At 44.2% G+C, this 16,466-nt stretch carries 17 protein-coding genes and 1 riboswitch; of the genes, 14 read left to right on the forward strand and 3 right to left on the reverse strand.

What is annotated here, in order from left to right:
* The first annotated feature begins 70 nt into the window (after nucleotides 1-70).
* Nucleotides 71-153: riboswitch (glycine riboswitch) on the forward strand.
* A 201-nt stretch (nucleotides 154-354) separates the two neighbouring features.
* Genes gcvT through lpdA form a run of 5 tightly spaced genes read left to right on the forward strand, consistent with a single transcriptional unit; the run spans nucleotide 355 to nucleotide 6,135 of the window.
* A complete protein-coding gene (gene gcvT, locus RHS_RS21070) occupies nucleotides 355-1,461 on the forward strand; it encodes a glycine cleavage system aminomethyltransferase GcvT (RefSeq protein WP_047834281.1) in 1,107 nt (368 codons plus the stop codon).
* A gap of 48 nt (nucleotides 1,462-1,509) precedes the next feature.
* A complete protein-coding gene (gene gcvH / locus RHS_RS21075; RefSeq protein WP_027294927.1) occupies nucleotides 1,510-1,887 on the forward strand; it encodes a glycine cleavage system protein GcvH in 378 nt (125 codons plus the stop codon).
* 26 nt (nucleotides 1,888-1,913) lie between these two features.
* Nucleotides 1,914-3,230, forward strand: a complete 1,317-nt coding sequence (gcvPA, locus tag RHS_RS21080; protein ID WP_047834282.1) for an aminomethyl-transferring glycine dehydrogenase subunit GcvPA — start codon at nucleotides 1,914-1,916, stop codon at nucleotides 3,228-3,230.
* Nucleotides 3,230-4,729, forward strand: a complete 1,500-nt coding sequence (gene gcvPB / locus RHS_RS21085) for an aminomethyl-transferring glycine dehydrogenase subunit GcvPB (protein WP_047834283.1) — start codon at nucleotides 3,230-3,232, stop codon at nucleotides 4,727-4,729. The genes gcvPA and gcvPB overlap by 1 nt, the downstream gene beginning before the upstream one ends.
* A 44-nt stretch (nucleotides 4,730-4,773) precedes the next feature.
* A complete protein-coding gene (gene lpdA / locus RHS_RS21090; RefSeq protein ID WP_047834290.1) occupies nucleotides 4,774-6,135 on the forward strand; it encodes a dihydrolipoyl dehydrogenase in 1,362 nt (453 codons plus the stop codon).
* Here lpdA and RHS_RS21095 read toward each other — a convergent pair whose 3' ends face one another.
* Nucleotides 6,136-6,804, reverse strand: a complete 669-nt coding sequence (locus RHS_RS21095; RefSeq protein ID WP_047834284.1) for a DUF1638 domain-containing protein — start codon at nucleotides 6,802-6,804, stop codon at nucleotides 6,136-6,138.
* Between the two features lie 195 nt (nucleotides 6,805-6,999).
* On the opposite strand from RHS_RS21095, the gene RHS_RS21100 reads away from it, so the two are divergent.
* Together RHS_RS21100 and RHS_RS21105 are read left to right on the forward strand one after the other, a co-directional pair.
* Nucleotides 7,000-7,656 (forward strand): B12-binding domain-containing protein, encoded by a 657-nt coding sequence (locus RHS_RS21100; protein WP_160295872.1) that lies wholly within the window; start codon nucleotides 7,000-7,002, stop codon nucleotides 7,654-7,656.
* 3 nt (nucleotides 7,657-7,659) lie between these two features.
* Nucleotides 7,660-8,358 (forward strand): GntR family transcriptional regulator, encoded by a 699-nt coding sequence (locus RHS_RS21105; RefSeq protein ID WP_044297263.1) that lies wholly within the window; start codon nucleotides 7,660-7,662, stop codon nucleotides 8,356-8,358.
* A 38-nt stretch (nucleotides 8,359-8,396) separates the two neighbouring features.
* Here the strand turns inward: RHS_RS21105 and RHS_RS21110 are convergent, their stop codons facing one another.
* Together RHS_RS21110 and RHS_RS21115 are read right to left on the reverse strand one after the other, a co-directional pair.
* Nucleotides 8,397-9,203 carry a methyltetrahydrofolate cobalamin methyltransferase gene (locus RHS_RS21110; RefSeq protein WP_047834285.1) on the reverse strand — a complete coding sequence of 269 codons (807 nt, stop codon included), beginning with the start codon at nucleotides 9,201-9,203 and terminating at the stop codon, nucleotides 8,397-8,399.
* A 12-nt stretch (nucleotides 9,204-9,215) separates the two neighbouring features.
* A complete protein-coding gene (locus RHS_RS21115) occupies nucleotides 9,216-10,589 on the reverse strand; it encodes an MFS transporter (RefSeq protein ID WP_044297265.1) in 1,374 nt (457 codons plus the stop codon).
* 235 nt (nucleotides 10,590-10,824) lie between these two features.
* Between RHS_RS21115 and RHS_RS21120 the strand changes: the two genes are divergently transcribed.
* From RHS_RS21120 to RHS_RS21140, 7 genes are all read left to right on the forward strand, one after another.
* Entirely contained in the window at nucleotides 10,825-11,880 is a 1,056-nt protein-coding gene (locus RHS_RS21120) for a low specificity L-threonine aldolase (RefSeq protein ID WP_052377867.1), read from the forward strand.
* 220 nt (nucleotides 11,881-12,100) lie between these two features.
* Entirely contained in the window at nucleotides 12,101-12,745 is a 645-nt protein-coding gene (locus RHS_RS21125) for a B12-binding domain-containing protein (protein ID WP_027294917.1), read from the forward strand.
* 17 nt (nucleotides 12,746-12,762) lie between these two features.
* Nucleotides 12,763-13,938: a uroporphyrinogen decarboxylase family protein gene (locus tag RHS_RS21130; protein ID WP_027294916.1), complete on the forward strand. Its 1,176-nt coding sequence runs from the start codon at nucleotides 12,763-12,765 to the stop codon at nucleotides 13,936-13,938.
* A gap of 15 nt (nucleotides 13,939-13,953) precedes the next feature.
* A complete protein-coding gene (locus tag RHS_RS31575; protein WP_395023209.1) occupies nucleotides 13,954-14,130 on the forward strand; it encodes a hypothetical protein in 177 nt (58 codons plus the stop codon).
* A gap of 13 nt (nucleotides 14,131-14,143) precedes the next feature.
* Nucleotides 14,144-14,221, forward strand: coding sequence for a DUF6783 domain-containing protein (locus RHS_RS31580; RefSeq protein WP_377146104.1), 78 nt, complete (start codon nucleotides 14,144-14,146; stop codon nucleotides 14,219-14,221).
* A gap of 33 nt (nucleotides 14,222-14,254) precedes the next feature.
* Nucleotides 14,255-15,424 carry an iron-containing alcohol dehydrogenase gene (locus tag RHS_RS21135; RefSeq protein ID WP_047834286.1) on the forward strand — a complete coding sequence of 390 codons (1,170 nt, stop codon included), beginning with the start codon at nucleotides 14,255-14,257 and terminating at the stop codon, nucleotides 15,422-15,424.
* Nucleotides 15,425-15,463: 39 nt separating this feature from the next.
* A partial coding sequence (locus tag RHS_RS21140) for an MFS transporter (protein ID WP_047834287.1) occupies nucleotides 15,464-16,466 on the forward strand: 1,003 nt, incomplete at its 3' end.

The following is a 16,466-nucleotide window of genomic DNA, read 5'->3' on the forward strand; positions in this document are numbered from 1 at the left end:
TATGATAGGATGAATCTATAGAAGCAGGCACTGGTATACACAAGTGACGGAATTAAAATAGCATATTCGGTAGAAGGATTTGGGAGAGACTATGCAGATAGCGCCGAAGGGGAAAGTATGGAAACTCTCAGGCAAAAGAACCAGATCTGGACGAATCTCTGGAGAGCGCAGCAGCACCAACGAAGTAAATCTGTTCCCGGTACAGGTCATTTTCTGACGTATGCAGGAATGGACTAATCTTTCAGGTAAAAGGACAGAGACGGATTGAATGAATGAAGTATATCTTCATTTATTCAGCCCGTCTTTTTTTGTGTGTTTCGGTGTGGGTGGAGTCAGTAAAAAAGGAGGAAAACTATGGAGCGTAAGACGCCGCTTTACGAAAGACATGTAAGTCAGAAAGGAAAAATGGTGGATTTTGCAGGTTATCAGCTTCCGGTTCAATATGATGCGGGAGTGATTGCAGAACATATGGCAGTGCGGAAGAACTGCGGATTGTTTGATGTTTCCCACATGGGTGAATTTATTTGCAGGGGAAAGGATGCTTTGAGAAATTTAAATTATCTTCTGACAAATGATTTTACTAATATGTATGACGGGCAGGCAAGGTACAGTCCCATGTGTAACGAAGGGGGAGGAATTCTGGATGATCTGATCGTTTATAAGATCAAAGAAGAAGATTACTTTATTGTGGTAAATGCGGCTAATAGGGAAAAAGATTTTGCCTGGATGAATCAGCATCGTTTTGGAGATGTGCAGTTGATGGACATCTCAGACTTCACGGCGCAGATTGCACTTCAGGGTCCTGGAGCAGAAGCGGTAATTAAAAAGGCGGTATCCGAAAAAGATATTCCGAAAAAGTATTACAGTGCGAATTTTAAAGGTCAGATAAAAGGAATCCCCTGTACTATTTCAAAAACAGGGTATACCGGGGAAGAGGGATTTGAATTTTACTGTAAACCGGAAGATGCAGTTATAATCTGGGATCTTCTCATGGAACTTGGAGAGGCAGAAGGGATTTTGCCCTGCGGACTTGGTGCCAGGGATACACTCAGACTGGAAGCTGCTATGCCCCTTTATGGTCATGAAATGGATGAACAGATCACACCGTGCGAAGCGGGGCTGGAAAACTTTATAAAAATGAAAAAAGAAGATTTTATCGGAAAGAAAGCTTTGGAGGAAGGGGCTGGTTATCCCAGGCACAGAATGGGACTGAAAGTAACAGGACGGGGAATTATAAGAGAACAGGCTGATATTTACCGGGAGGGAAGTCTGATTGGGAAGACTACTTCGGGAACGTATTCTCCACTATTCCAGTATTCCATTGCTATGGCGCTTTTGGATCGGGATAGAGTAAAAGCTGGTGACGAAGTAGAAGCAGTTGTAAGGGGCAGGAAGGTTTTAGCTCAGGTAGTGGAATTACCTTTTTACAGAAAAAAGCAGGAAGCAGCAGGAAACAGGTAAATAAATCCGGAGCCGCAGCAAGCGGCAGACACGTGATAGGAGGAATCTATGAATTATCCAAAGGAATTAAATTATGTGAAATCCCATGAGTGGATTAGAAAAGAAGCAGACGGAATCGTGGTAATTGGTATTACAGACTATGCCCAGGATGCATTAGGAGATCTGGTATTTGTAAATCTTCCGGAGACAGGGGACGAAATCTCTGTTGGAAATCCTTTTGCGGATGTGGAGTCTGTGAAGGCAGTATCGGAAATATTCTCTCCGGTCACCGGACGGGTAGCAGAGATTAATGAGGAACTGCTGGACAGTCCGGAACTGATAAATGATGATCCTTACGGTGCATGGTTTATTAAAGTAGAGGAGGTCACAGAGGAAGAAGAATATATGGATGCTCAAAGTTACGAAGAATATACAGAGCAGCTTTAAAAAATGATAAGAAAGGGGGTCGCTGTATGGGATCATATGTTGTTTCCACGAGGGAAGAACAGGAGCAGATGTTAAAAACTATGGGTTATACAGGTTTCCAGGATTTATTTTCCGGGATACCGGAGGAAATTAAATTAAATAGAGATCTGAATATTCCGCCCGGCTGTTCAGAAATGGAAGTGTTGCGCAGGATGGAGGAGCTGGCAAATGAGAATAAGGTATTCCGGCATATTTTCCGGGGGGCAGGTGCGTATCATCATTATATACCATCTGCGGTGAATCAGATTTCACAAAAGGAGGAATTTCTCACTGCATACACACCCTATCAGGCAGAGATCAGCCAGGGAATTCTGCAGTCTATTTTTGAATATCAGACCATGATCTGCGAACTGACCGGGATGGACGTATCCAATGCTTCCGTTTATGACGGGGCTACCGCAGCTGCTGAGGCAGCAGCCATGTGCCGTGACAGGAAACGAACCAAGATAGTAGTATCTGCCGCTGTAAACCCCCAGGTGATTCGCACGATTCAGACTTATTGTTTTGGAAATGGTTCAGAAGTTCTGATCGTGCCCGAAAAGTCAGGTGAAACAGACCTTCAGGCGCTGGAAGCGGCAATGACAGCGGATGCCTGTTGTTTTTATGTTCAGCAGCCCAATTATTATGGTATACTTGAAAATTATGGGGATATGGAAAAGATTGTACATAAGAGCGGGGCAATGCTGATTATGGGATGCAATCCGATTGTGCTGGCAGTCCTGAAAACACCGGGTGAGTATGGTGCGGACGTGGCGGTTGGTGACGGGCAGCCCCTTGGTCTGCCTCTTGGATTTGGAGGTCCCTATCAGGGATTTATGACAGTGAGGTCTTCCATGGCGAGAAAACTTCCGGGCAGAATCGTGGGAGAGACCACCGATGAAAAGGGAAACCGTGCATTTGTCCTGACCCTGCAGGCAAGGGAACAGCATATCAGAAGAGAAAAGGCAGGAAGCAATATTTGTTCCAATCAGGCACTTTGTACCCTCCGGGCGGCTATCTATATGGCAGTTATGGGGAGCAGAGGAATGGAGGAAGCGGCAAGGCAGTGTACAGCGAAAGCCCATTACCTGCAGCAGGAATTAGAAAAGACTGGATATGAATTAAAATATCAGAAACCGTTCTTTCATGAATTTGTCACGCGGACACCGGTGCCGGCAGAAAAGGCCTTAAATTATTTGGAACAACAGGGGATTCTGGGGGGATTGCCGCTGTCTGACAGAGAGATCCTGTGGTGTACCACGGAAATGAATACCAGAGCTGAGATGGATAAATTGACGGCATTCTTAAAGGAGGTGCGGGAATAATGAAACTGCTTTTTGAACAAAGCGTCTGCGGCAGGGGATGTGATATCCTCTGGAAATGTGATGTCCCGGCAGTGCAGCATAAGGGGATGGAACGGGAGAAAAAACTGAATTTGCCCCAGATGTCAGAAATTGATATCAGCAGGCATTATACAAAACTGGCAGAGAATACTTACGGTGTGAATACAGGCTTCTATCCGTTAGGCTCCTGTACCATGAAGTATAATCCCAAAGTAAATGAAGATATAGCAGCATTGCCCGGATTTACAGAGATCCATCCACTACAGCCTGTGGAAACCATCCAGGGATGTCTGAAAGTTCTGAAACTGGCTGAGGAAATCTTCTGTGAAATTACCGGAATGGATGGTATGTCTTTTCAGCCGGCGGCAGGAGCACATGGCGAATTTACGGGGCTGCTGCTTATAAAAGCATACCATGAAAAACGTGGGGATATAAAAAGAACGAAGATGATTGTTCCGGATTCGGCACACGGGACAAACCCAGCAAGTGCCGCCATGGCGGGATATACGATCGTGAATATCCCTTCCATGGAAGATGGATGCGTCGATTTAAAACAGCTTAAAGCTGCAGTGGGAGAAGATACGGCAGGATTAATGCTTACGAATCCGAATACAGCGGGATTGTTTGATAAAAATATCCTGGAGATAACCAGGATTGTGCATGAAGCAGGAGGGCTGAATTATTATGACGGTGCCAACTTAAATGCGGTAATGGGGATTGTAAGACCCGGAGACATGGGATTTGACATTGTCCACCTGAATCTTCATAAGACGTTTGCTACGCCACATGGCGGAGGCGGACCGGGAAGCGGACCTTGTGGTTGCATGGAATTTCTGATGCCCTATCTTCCGGGGCCCAGAGTGTGTCAGAATAGTCATTCCACCGACCAGAACACCCTGATTTCCGGCATGGACGATTCAGGATTCGAACTTCATTTAATGGAATCACCCGAATCCATAGGCATGGTAAAAGAATTTTACGGAAACTTTCTGGTGGTCGTGAGAGCCCTTTCGTATATTCTTACATTGGGAAGGGAAGGGATCAAAGAAGCGTCCCAGGCGGCAGTACTGAATGCCAATTATATGATGCACCGGTTAAAAGGACACTATGAGATGGCTTACGGCGGTCCATGTATGCATGAATTCGTAATGTCTCTGGCTAAAATTAAGCAGGAGACGGGCGTTACTGCAATGGATGCTGCCAAATCTATGCTGGACTACAGGCTTCATCCACCAACTATGTATTTTCCCTTAATTGTTCCGGAAGCACTTATGGTTGAGCCTACGGAGACGGAATCCAGAGAAACCCTGGACGATGCCGTGGATATATTGCTGAAAATCTATCGTGAGGCTTATGAAAATCCACAAAAGCTCCATCAGTCTCCGGGCAGTACAATAATCGGGCGTCCGGATGAAGTAAAAGCCGCAAGGAAGCCAAAGCTGCGGTATATTCCGGAAAATGAATCGGGATGGCAAAATTAAAGGGTATACAATGCAAAGCACCTAATGAAAAGGAGTTCAGGAAGATGGCAGAAAATCAATATGATTATGATCTGGCAGTGATTGGATCTGGCCCGGGAGGGTATGTGGCAGCGATAAAAGCTGCTAAAACAGGAATGCGGACTGCAGTCATAGAAAATAAACAGGCAGGGGGAACCTGTCTGAACAGAGGATGTATTCCGACAAAGACAATTTTACACAGTGCAGAGATTTTCCGGGAACTGCAAAACGGCGGGGCATTTGGAATTCACGCGGAATCCATTTCCTATAATATGGAGGAAATCCAGTCGAAAAAAGATGAAGTAGTTGAACAGCTTGGCAGTGGAATCCATATGCTTTTTAACAATAACCGAATTAGTTTTTATCAGGGATCGGGACAGATCAGGGATGCGCATACGGTATGGACGGGAGAAGAACTGCTTACTACCAAATACATTCTGATTGCAACCGGATCGGTTCCGGCAGATCTTCCGGTAGAAGGTGCCAGCCTGGAAGGTGTCTTTAACAGCGATCAGCTATTAGAAAGGAAGAAACCCTGTAAAAAGCTTGTGATTATAGGTGGTGGTGTGATTGGCATGGAATTTGCATCCATTTACCAGGCACTTGGTACTGAGGTGGTGGTGATAGAGGCAATGGATCGCATACTTTCCAATATGGATAAGGAAATCGGGCAGAATCTGAAAATGATTATGAAAAAGCGCGGCGTCATCATTTATACCCAGGCGAACCTGGAAAAAATATGGGATGACAACGGTCTTCACTGTTCCTTTCAAGTAAAAGGAGAGAGACAGGAGATTGAGACAGAGGCCGTTTTAATGGCTGCCGGCAGAAAAGCATGTACCAAAGGACTTTTTGGAGATCAGATGTCTGTGGAAATGGAACGGGACAAGATAAAGGTAAACGAAAATTTCCAGACGAATTACGAAAATATTTATGCGGCAGGAGACGTCATTGGCGGGATTTCCCTGGCCCATATGGCAAGTGCGGAAGCAATCAATGCTGTCTGCCACATGAATGGGGAAGAGGCTGTGATGAATCTGGGCACCGTTCCCGCCTGTGTATACACAAATCCGGAAATAGCCTGTGTGGGAATGACGGCACAGGAAGCGAAAGACAGCGGAATTGAAGTAATTACGTCGAAATATTTGATGTCTGCAAATGGAAAGTCCCTGCTTACCGGCCAGGATAGGGGATTTATCAAATTAGTGGCAGTAAAGGATACCGGACAAATACTGGGAGCGCAGATGATGTGTGCAAGAGCCACTGACATGATCGGGGAGATCGGACTTGCAATTGCAGGGGGACTGACAAAGAACAATATCAGATCGGTCATCCACCCACATCCTACTTTCTCTGAAGGGATATGGGAGGCTGCGGAGCTTTTGTAATCAGCCAAAAACCATCAAATCCTGGTTAGTAATGGCATGGTGTGGCTCGATGACCAGAAAACGGTCATCTGTCCAAGGTCCGGTAAGAAGCTGTTTTATAAAACTGTCATTCCCTTCAATGATTTCATGGGTGAGATTTAATTCATCTGCGATATGCCTTGTTTCCGGGAGAATGGCCGGTAAATGATATGCCTTAGTGTCAATTACTGCCAGCCGTTTATAATTTGACAGCAGGGAGCGGAAAATGAGTTTTGCTTTCCGCTCTCCGTATTTTTCACGTGTATATACAAATTCAGCCCAGATATTGCGTTCGCCGTCCAGCCAGCCTTTCGTAAGAAAATAGGATGCAGTGTCTGAGGATATTTCCTGGCGTTTTTTAAATGATCCGAGCATCAGGGTAATACAGTCGTCTACTCTTGGAAGGATCAGCTGAAAGTTTCCGGTTTTCAGGCCGTTTACTGCATTGCCGCAGTAGCCAAATGCAAGGATGACACGGTCTGTGTCCGCAGATACTTCATCCAGGGATTTTTGCAGTGATTCTCTTAGCTTTTCAGGATAATTATGAAGACCAGATTCCAGCCAGGTGCAGGGATAGGAAATGCTGGTATCCTGAATTGCTTTTTTTAATTCTCTTTCAATGGTTCTGCATGCGATCAATATAGTTTTCATGGTAACACCTCCGTACTATCTGTGTGGTATCCGATGGGAGCCAGTCGAATACTATCCGCCTTTTATAACTTTATAAGTTTGACCCAAAATTAAGAAAATTCATATGACAAATGCAAAATAATCCTATATAATATTATACATATATTCTCTGGAAGAAAATTCAAATTATTATACAGGCAAGGCGGGGTGATGATTATGACACTGAATGAACAATTTGTGAAAGCAATTGAGGATCTGGATGAGGACAAGGCTTTGGAGCTCACCGATCAGCTCATGCAAAATGGTGTAAACTGGATGGTTATTCTGGATCTTTTGCAGACCGGCGTAAAGCTGGTAGGGAACCGGTATGAAGAAGGAGAATACTTTATTGCAGACCTGATTATGTCAGGAATTATCTTTCGCAGTGTAATTGAACATTACGGTGTAATCGTTCCCGGAATTCTGGACATCTCACTTTCCAGTGATACACCCTGTATGGTAATGGGTACTGTAGAAGGGGATGTTCATGATATTGGAAAGGATATTTTTATCAGTCTGCTTGCAGCGCAGGGAATCCGTGTCATTGACCTTGGTACGGATACATCTCCCAAAGTATTTGCAGACAGCATCCGCACCTATGCTCCTAAAGTTGTGGGGATGAGCGGCATCATGAACTTTGCTGTTTCCTCTATGAAGAGAACCATAGACCTGATCTGCCAGGAAGGTCTGAGGGATCAGATTAAAATTATCGTCGGCGGCTGCTGTATCACGGCAGAAATGGCAGAAAATATAGGGGCAGACGCTTATTCCGGTGATTTACTGGATGGTTCTGCACTCTGTAAAAAATGGATATTTGAAACGGAGGCAGATTAGTCTATGGCCGAAGCATTATATAAACATGTTTTTAGTGACGTAAAGCGCGCTATCTTTGAAGGGGAATACAAGCCCGGCGATATGCTTCCCTCAGAGAATGAATTAGCCGCAAAATATAATACCAGCAGAGTTACCATCCGCAAAAGTCTTGGAATGCTGGAAAATGAGCGTATTGTAAAATCATGGCACGGAAAAGGATATTTTGTAATTGAACCGGAACATGCGAAGTTCACGTTTGTTTACGAAGAGCATAACAAAGCACTGGAAAGCAAACTGCAATATATACGTCTGCTCCACCCGGAAGCAGAAGTTCAGTCAGCACTGCACATTGATCCAAGTCAGCGCGTAGTGTCCATCATGCGGATTCTCTTTAATACTAAGAAAAATATGCTTTGTGATTTGATGTATCTCCCATATCAAAAAGGTATGCCTTTAATCGAAATGGAAATTCAGTATGCGGACTTCCCTGATCTGGTAAAAAATAAAGTATCAACATTTGCAATTCATACAAAAATGGAAATTGGCATAGCAGCCGTAACCGGAGAAGTTGCAAAGAGGCTGATGTTAGAAGAAGGAACTTCGGTACTGGTCATCTACCGTTATCTGTATGATGAAATGGAACGGCCGGTTGCCTTTGGAAAACGTTACCTTCATCCGGACTGTGGCCATCTGACAGCTCATTCGGGATTTTTCCCTGGTTAATATAGAAAAGTGCGCTCCATATGCGGGCGCACTTTTTGCTATTTTTTTATCGGTCCGATACGTCCCTTGCGGTATGCTGTATTGTAATTACGGCAGTATTTATCCCTGCATAACAGAGCTTCTGCTGCCAGAAGAGTGGTATAGGTATCCCGGTTTGTAGGATCAATGATAGCGGAATCCATCCCGGCATTCATGGCAAGGGTGAGGAAATTCAGATTGATCGCTTTACGGTGTGGCATACCAAAGGAAATATTGGACAGTCCAGATGTGGTCTTAACATCGGGGTACTTTGTTTTAATCCGGTGTATGGCATCCGTAAATACAAGAAGGGAATCATTAACAGCGCTTAAAGCCATAACCAGCGGGTCGATAAAGATACGGTCCGGGATAATGCCATAAGTGCCGGCTTTTTCAATTAGCTGATCTGCGATGGCTGCTTTACTTTCCGCATCATATGGTATACCGTTGTCGTCGCAGGTCAGAGCCACTACTTTCCATTCATTATCAGTCAGAAGCGGATAGAGGATCCCGCATTTATTTCCTTCGCCGGATACAGAATTTATAATTCCCGGTTTTTTCACCTTTGGCATGACTGCTTTTAGAATTTCCGGATTGGGGCTGTCAATACAAAGAGGGGTCTCCACAGTATCCTGGACGATTTCTATCAGCCATTCCATCACTTCAAGTTCACAGGAAGGATCGGTTCCCGCGCAGATATCCAGATAGTCCGCACCGGCTTCTGTCTGGCGGACTGCAAGATTCCGTATAAAATCTTCGTCGCGGTTTGTAATAGCCGCGGCAGAAGAGGGGATAGCTCCATTTATTTTTTCTCCAATAATAATCATCTTATATCCTCCTTAGCTGGCTTTTAAGCCTGATTCCATTTCAGCAATTTTCTTTTCACTCAGCGGCATAAGCGCGGCAATAACAGCGGCAATGATGAATAAAATGCCGGGTATGAGCAAGACGAGGTTTTTCAGCCCGGATAACTGGGAAGCAGTCAGACTGGCAGCTGCCGGATCGTATCCGATGGCGTTTAATGCAATTCCGATAATGATAACACTGAATGCAATTCCAATCTCCACAGGAAGCACATAGATAGACATCACGAATCCATGAGCGGAAAGTCCTGTTTTCCACTGGTGATAGTCAGCTGCTTTGGAATACATTACGATTCCGACACAGACCTGAAGGGCGGCGCCAAAATATGCCAGGCAGATGCAGGCGGTGTAAACTACCAGATTGCCCTCTGCAAAAAAGCGGGGAACCAGCATACCCACAGCATACATGCACATTGCCAGAATAGAAGAATTTTTCCTCCCAATCAGGCTGCTGATGTGTGGAGAGAGTATGCTGCTGATAAAACACACAACAGTTGCAGCAGTAGCCACGGTGGTGATTGCTGACATATCGCCCAGAAACCATTTGAAATAATATGCCATGGTAGAAACGTAAATCATAAATCCGAGATATCGGAAGACTTCAATTAACATACAGCAGATCAGTGGGGGATTTTTAATGACCGTGTCAATCATCTGCCTTACTGTGAGCCGGTCCGAATGATCATCTTTCGAATTTTCGTCATAATAAACGTCATAGTCTTTTCCGGCATGAGCTGTAGTGTAATAGCATACAAGTCCGGTCAATCCAAACAGAACCGCTACACCAAAATACCCTTTTGCTTCATTTCCCTGACCGATTAAGGCAATCAACGGAAGGCAGATAAGGGAGAAAACAATGTTCCCAACCTGCTCAAATTGTGCAGAACGGGCGGTGAGCATCATACGTTCTTTATCATTTTGCGCCATTCTTGTCATCAAAGCTCTCTGAGCGCCGCCCGGTTTATCCAACAGTCCATAAGCCAGCAGATACATAATGCCGTAATAGATGGCCACAACAATGGGATTACCGGTGATCCTGGAAAAACACAGTATCGTAAAAAATGATGTAACAGGTACAATATAAAGAATCCAGGAGCGGTACTTTCCCAGTTTAAATCTTCCATTCTGGACAAATCCCGCAATGATCGGGGTGCAGCAGAAGTCAAAGATCCTGGTACAGGTGAAAACTGTTGCCATAATACCGGCAGGTACAAGAGCTACATCAGTTACAAAATAGATAAAATAGGTGTTTGCAAGGCTGAACAGCAGGCCGACTCCAAAAGAACCTGCAGCAAATTGAAAGACCAGTAATTGTGACAGCTTACGGCTTGGTTGCTGTGAGTTGGACATGAAGGAATTCCCCTTTCAGATTTTCATTAGTTGACGTCTGTTAATTAGTAAAGTATAATTCAGTATAACTTGTATTTATAAGTTGCTTTGTCTAAATCTGATGTTAGCATGTATGTCGAAAATTGTCAAATAGAAATAGATAAACACTACTTATAAATATAAAATTAGTATAATTGCACAAATTTTGCAGATAAATTTGTAGCAATAAACCTTATAATTTTATAGGAGGTATTTTATGTTGGAGATGAATGGAAAGCGGGGATTTGAAAGTGATAACTGTTCTTCGGTGCATCCACGTGTAATGCAGGCGCTTATGGATGTCAACTGCGGGCATGTGCCGGGATATGGCTATGATCCGGTGACTGCTGAAGCAGATCGCATTTTTAATCATCTGTTTGACAGAGAAACAGATGTATTTTTTACCTTTAATGGAACGGGAACGAACTGTGCGGCCCTTGCGCATCTGGTCACGCCCTGGCAGAGTATCCTGTGTGCAGACAGTGCACATATTAATTCTGCTGAAACAGGAGCGCCGGAACGCATTGCAAATGCAAAGCTTGTTCCTGTTCCTTCTATAGACGGCAAAATCAGTCCCCGGAGTCTGGAGGATGCAGTAGGAGGATGGCAGAGCGAACATGTTCCCAAGCCGCGGGTATTGAGTCTGACACAGGTGACGGATGATGGAACGGTATATACGCCGGGAGAGTTAAAGAACCTTTGTAAAATTGCCCATGATCACAATATGATTGTACATATGGATGGAGCCAGGCTGGCAAATGCCGTTGCCGCAAACCAAAATGACCTGACCGGAACAACCTGGGGAGCAGGCGTGGATGTACTATCCTTTGGCGGGACGAAGAATGGTCTGATGTTCGGAGAAGCAGTCGTTTTTTTTGATCATAAACTGGCTGAAAATTTTAAGTACACCAGGAAGAGCTGCGGACAGCTGCCAAGTAAAATGCGTTATATAGCAGCTCAGTTCATAGAAATATTAAAAGACGGCCTGTGGCTTGAGATGGCTGGACATGCCAACCGGATGGCAATGATGCTGTATGAAAAAATGAGTGGATTACCTGTCTTTCGGACGCCCTTTGTACCACAGGCAAATGAATTGTTCGCCCATGTGGATGAGAGGATCAAATGGCAGCTATGTGATGCGTTTCCGTTTCAGCATTTCGGACCGGAGCCTGGAATTTCCAGGTTTGTAACTTCATTTGATACAACAGAAGAGGATCTGAATGCATTAATTGCGTGTGCGGAAGATTTGACGCATTCCTACGGAAATGTCTAGAAGGTTTCAGCGCATATTGGAACACATATTTGAATGCATATTTGAAAAATCAGAAATAAGCTAAAAAAGAGATGTCAATTTTTGTGCAATACTCATAAATCGTATTTCTATATCACATATATCATTGACAATATGACGAGAGTCCATTATGATAAAGCTAACTTGTAAACACAAGTTAGCTTTGTTTTTCGTCAATACGATGTTAGGAGGATAAAGGCAAATGATCGATTATGCAAAACTTACGCAGGCTTTGGGAGATCTGGATGAAGATGCGGTATTTGAGCAGCTGGATCTGATCACGAAGGAAGAAAATGTGGATTCAGAAGCGGCAGTAAAAGCGTGCCAGGATGGTCTGGCTATTGTAGGTAAGAGGTTTGAAAGCAACGAATATTTTGTGGGTGACCTGATTTATTCCGGTGATCTGATGTCGGATGCATTTGCCCGGCTAAAACCTTTTATAGCAGGTGATATCAGCGGGAAATTGGGCAAACTTGTATTCTGTACGGTTAAAGATGACCTTCATGATATTGGAAAAAATATTGTGAAATGTATGTTTGAAACGGCAGGATTTGAAGTCATTGACCTTGGGATCGACGTAGCCCCGGAGACAATTATTGCGGCATTAAAAGAATCAAAGGCAAAGATCCTCGGGTTATCCGGTGTTCTTACGCTTGCCATCGAGTCAATGAAAAAGACCGTAGAAGCGCTTAATGCCGAGGGAATGCGTGATGATATAAAAGTGATTATAGGAGGAGCACCGGTTACTGCTGAATACTGTGAACTGGTAGGTGCGGATGCCTGGAGCATTAATGCAGCAGAATCTGTTGAAATCTGCCGGAAGTGGGCAGAGGAAGTCTACCAATAAGGTGAGGAGGAATTGGCATGACGCAAGAAGAGTTAAAAAAATACCGAATTAAATTGTTTCATGATGCGATCCGCATGGAGCAGAAGCCGGACAGGGTTCCGCATATAGCGAATTTCTGGACATGGCAGATCCTGGATGCAGGGTATACCTTTACGGAAGCAACGCATGACTATGATATCATGCGTGATGTTGTTATGAAATTCCATGAAAAATACGGATTTGACGGCTATCAGGAAACCGGAATACGAAATCCTCAAAGAGTAGTGGAAACCCTGGGTACGTCTTTGTATACCATAGACGATGAGCGTGAAATTTTTGCCATCAAGGATTTTACCCTGTTTTACACGGAAGAATATCCAGAGCTGATTGCCGATCCCACCAAGTTTATCTGGGAAAAGGTACTGCCCAGAAAGTTTGAAAAATTCAGGCCGGATATGGATCCTGCACTGATGCGTCAATGTGCATGGGAGCAGAAAATCTTTTTTGATGAATCCTTAAAGAGGAATGATGAACTGGCAAATGTTTACGGCGTTCCAAATTTAATCTGTCCGTTTAATGGTTTTATGTCTCTTGGAATCGAATATCTGTTTACGGGACTCAGAGGAATTAAAGGGTTATCCATCGACATGAGGAAGGATCCCATCAGAGTAAAAGAGGCATGTGAAGCGCTTGACCGAATCAGCGCCGATCCGGTTATTGAAAATGTGCTGAACGATGCGCCGGGCAGCCACCCTGATTTCTGCTTTGATGCTTTAACAGCTTTGCTGGCACATACTATCCTGAACCGAAAACAATGGGAAATGTTTTACTGGCCGCCGCTTAAGAGACTTTTGGATGGAATTGTGGCAAAGGACAAGACGATTTACCTCTTTGTGGAGGGCGGTATATTAAGGTTTGCTGAGTATTTTCAGGATTATCCCAAGGGACATATCTGTATGCTGGTAGAGCAGGATGACATTTTTGAACTGCGTAAGGCACTGCCGAACGTCTGTGTGATTGGAGGGATGAAAGCAAGTCTGCTGGGCAGCGGAACGAAACAGCAATGTCTTGACTATGCAAAACGTCTGTGTGATGAGCTGGGAAGTGAAGGCGGATTTATCATGAGCCAGGATAAGATGATGTCGTACCGCAAAGATGCAGATCCCGAAAATCTTTTGGCTGTTTGCGACTTTGTTCGCGAATACCGCCCATGATGAGGAGGAATAAAGATGGCAGCAGAAAATATAAACAGAAATGAAAACAGTAGCGAAGAAAAAAAGGTTGACTATACTACATATCCGGAAGGTTTTGATGAACTGTTAAAGCATCTGGACTTTCTGCCGGAGGATACGGCAGCCAGGCGCAGGTTTATGATGGGGCTGCTTGATAATCTGGGCAGACGATAGAGCGTGTTTGAAAATTCATTCCCGCCAGCTGCACGTCCTACTTTGCGGCATATTTGCCCCGAATTCAGGTTACGTAGCCTGGCTGAAATAATCATGACGATAGGAACGGGAAGGAGGATTTGTCATGATAAATTATGTTTACCACAATCCGGGTAAAATTATATTTGGAAAAGATTGCGAACTGGAGATCGGAAAAGAAGTCGCAGGGTATGCAAAGCGTGTTCTCATTGTATTGGGCGGTCCGTTTATAAAGGAAAACGGACTGTATGACCGTGTTGCATCATCCTTGTCGGAGGCCGGAATCACTTATTACGATCTGGATCACATTGTTCCTAACCCAAGACTAAAGCAGGTCTGTGAGGGGATTGAAATGTGCAGGAAGCATGACATTGGTTTTGTGCTGGCAATTGGAGGGGGGTCTGCAATTGATACGGCGAAAAGTATAGCAGCAGGCGTTAAATGTGAAGGTGATATCTGGGAGTATTTTGGCACGTTTACCAGATTTATCACAGATGCACTGCCGTGCGGAGTGTTGCTGACTCTGCCGGCAACCGGCTCAGAATCATCTAATTGTGCTGTTTTAACAAATGAAGAAACAGGTTTGAAGCGCAGTCTGTTTTCTGACTACATCATTCCCAGGTTTGCCATGCTGAATCCGGAAATGAGTTATTCCCTTCCTCCATATCAGACTGCTTGTGGAACGGTAGATATACTTGCACATCTGATGGAGGCTTATTTTACAAATACAGATAATGTGGATTTAACAGACCGGCTTTTAGAGGCTGCCATGAAAACGGTTATCCACTTTGGACCGCTGTCACTGGAATATCCGGATAATTATGATATTCGTGCAGAGCTTTACCAGGCGGCTAATATTACGAACAATGGAATGCTTATGGCAGGCCGGCTGGGAGACTGGGGCAGCCATAATATTGAACATGAAATCAGCGGTATCTATGATATTGCCCACGGTGCAGGACTTGCCATCATATTCCCCGCATGGATAAAGTATGTCTGGAAAAGAGATCCGGACAGGTTTGTACAGTTTGCACAACGGGTTTTTGACGTAGCATATGCCGCTCCTAGAAAAGAGTGGACCATAAAAAGAGGGATTAAAAAGTTAGAAGAGTTTTATAGGGAAATGAATCTGCCGACCCGTTTAAGCGAGGCGGGAATCGGGGATGAAAACCTGCGAACCATGGCGGAGAAAGCAATGATAGGAACTTCGGCAGTAGGAATGGCATTTCCTTTACAGGAAGAGGATATTTACCAGATTTTAAAATTGGCTTTGTAGAACGTATACGTTCTGTAGAATTGAGAGGAGGATCTCAAGATGAGTAATGAAAAACGATTACCCGAATTGACCGTCAGCGCATTTGCCGTTGGTACTCTGACCGCCAGTCTGTATTATAGCCTGGTAAACAGCTATTTTAATTATTATGTGACGGATATAGCCCTGGTTCCAACCGATGTATTTGGAACGGCCAGCTTCGTCGTACGTCTGTTGTTTGTAATTATTGTACCGCTTCTGGGGGCGATGGTCCAAAATGGGCATTCCAGATTTGGAAAGTACCGGATGTGGATCTTTATCGGAGTTCCGTTATCCCTGGTATTTACAATTTTGTCGTTCACTAAATTTTCCGGGTCTGGAATATTCCTGGCGATATTTTACTCGCTGGCATATACGATTTCTTCAGGAGCAAGCAGTTTGTGCGGAAATGCACAGATGTCCCTGATGAATGTGATCAGTAAAGATCCGTCCCAGCAAAGGAGGCTGTCTACACGCCGGTCCCAGTACCAGGATATTGCCAAAATATTATTTTCAGCCACATTTTTGCCCCTCGTATTATTGATCGGCGGAGAGAATCAGGCAAAAGGATATCAGTATACAGCGATTCTGATTGCCATACTGGCGGCACTTGGCTATCTGGCAACGGCATGGTCAGGAAAAAAACATGACATCTATGATGTTAAAGGAAAAGTTCCCGATGAAGTGAAAAAATCTAAAATGTCTGCAAAACAGATGCTGGATTGTGTTATTAAAAATCCACCTTTAATATTTATGCTTTTATCTGAAACGTTAAAGTTTACGGCATTTATGATTTTCATATCTACATTTGCTTATTATTATCAGTACATATTAAATGATTTCAGTGCAATTACAGTTACCATGACTATCGCTTCTGTCGTAGCGCTTGGGTCCAGCCTTATCGCACCGGTTATTATTAAAAAGGCAGGTTCTAAGAACGCTGGTATCGTGGCACTGGTATTTTATACAGTGGGAGCACTGCTGCCGCGCTTTATGCCGCCGAGCGTTACTATGTTTGGTGTCGGCT

Origin of the sequence: Robinsoniella sp. RHS, assembly GCF_001029355.1 — a bacterium.
Taxonomy (GTDB): Bacteria; Bacillota; Clostridia; order Lachnospirales; family Lachnospiraceae; genus Robinsoniella; species Robinsoniella peoriensis.

Bases quoted from the DNA above. Each gene is read 5' to 3' on its own strand.
- RHS_RS21125 (WP_027294917.1), top strand. From the start codon at position 12,101: ATGATCGATTATGCAAAACTTACGCAGGCTTTGGGAGATCTGGATGAA.
- lpdA (WP_047834290.1), top strand. From the start codon at position 4,774: ATGGCAGAAAATCAATATGATTATGATCTGGCAGTGATTGGATCTGGC.
- RHS_RS31575 (WP_395023209.1), top strand. From the start codon at position 13,954: ATGGCAGCAGAAAATATAAACAGAAATGAAAACAGTAGCGAAGAAAAA.
- gcvPA (WP_047834282.1), top strand. From the start codon at position 1,914: ATGGGATCATATGTTGTTTCCACGAGGGAAGAACAGGAGCAGATGTTA.
- RHS_RS21130 (WP_027294916.1), top strand. From the start codon at position 12,763: ATGACGCAAGAAGAGTTAAAAAAATACCGAATTAAATTGTTTCATGAT.
- RHS_RS21095 (WP_047834284.1), bottom strand. From the start codon at position 6,804: ATGAAAACTATATTGATCGCATGCAGAACCATTGAAAGAGAATTAAAA.
- RHS_RS21115 (WP_044297265.1), bottom strand. From the start codon at position 10,589: ATGTCCAACTCACAGCAACCAAGCCGTAAGCTGTCACAATTACTGGTC.
- RHS_RS21135 (WP_047834286.1), top strand. From the start codon at position 14,255: ATGATAAATTATGTTTACCACAATCCGGGTAAAATTATATTTGGAAAA.
- RHS_RS21110 (WP_047834285.1), bottom strand. From the start codon at position 9,203: ATGATTATTATTGGAGAAAAAATAAATGGAGCTATCCCCTCTTCTGCC.
- RHS_RS21120 (WP_052377867.1), top strand. From the start codon at position 10,825: ATGTTGGAGATGAATGGAAAGCGGGGATTTGAAAGTGATAACTGTTCT.
- RHS_RS21100 (WP_160295872.1), top strand. From the start codon at position 7,000: ATGACACTGAATGAACAATTTGTGAAAGCAATTGAGGATCTGGATGAG.
- gcvH (WP_027294927.1), top strand. From the start codon at position 1,510: ATGAATTATCCAAAGGAATTAAATTATGTGAAATCCCATGAGTGGATT.
- gcvPB (WP_047834283.1), top strand. From the start codon at position 3,230: ATGAAACTGCTTTTTGAACAAAGCGTCTGCGGCAGGGGATGTGATATC.
- RHS_RS21105 (WP_044297263.1), top strand. From the start codon at position 7,660: ATGGCCGAAGCATTATATAAACATGTTTTTAGTGACGTAAAGCGCGCT.
- gcvT (WP_047834281.1), top strand. From the start codon at position 355: ATGGAGCGTAAGACGCCGCTTTACGAAAGACATGTAAGTCAGAAAGGA.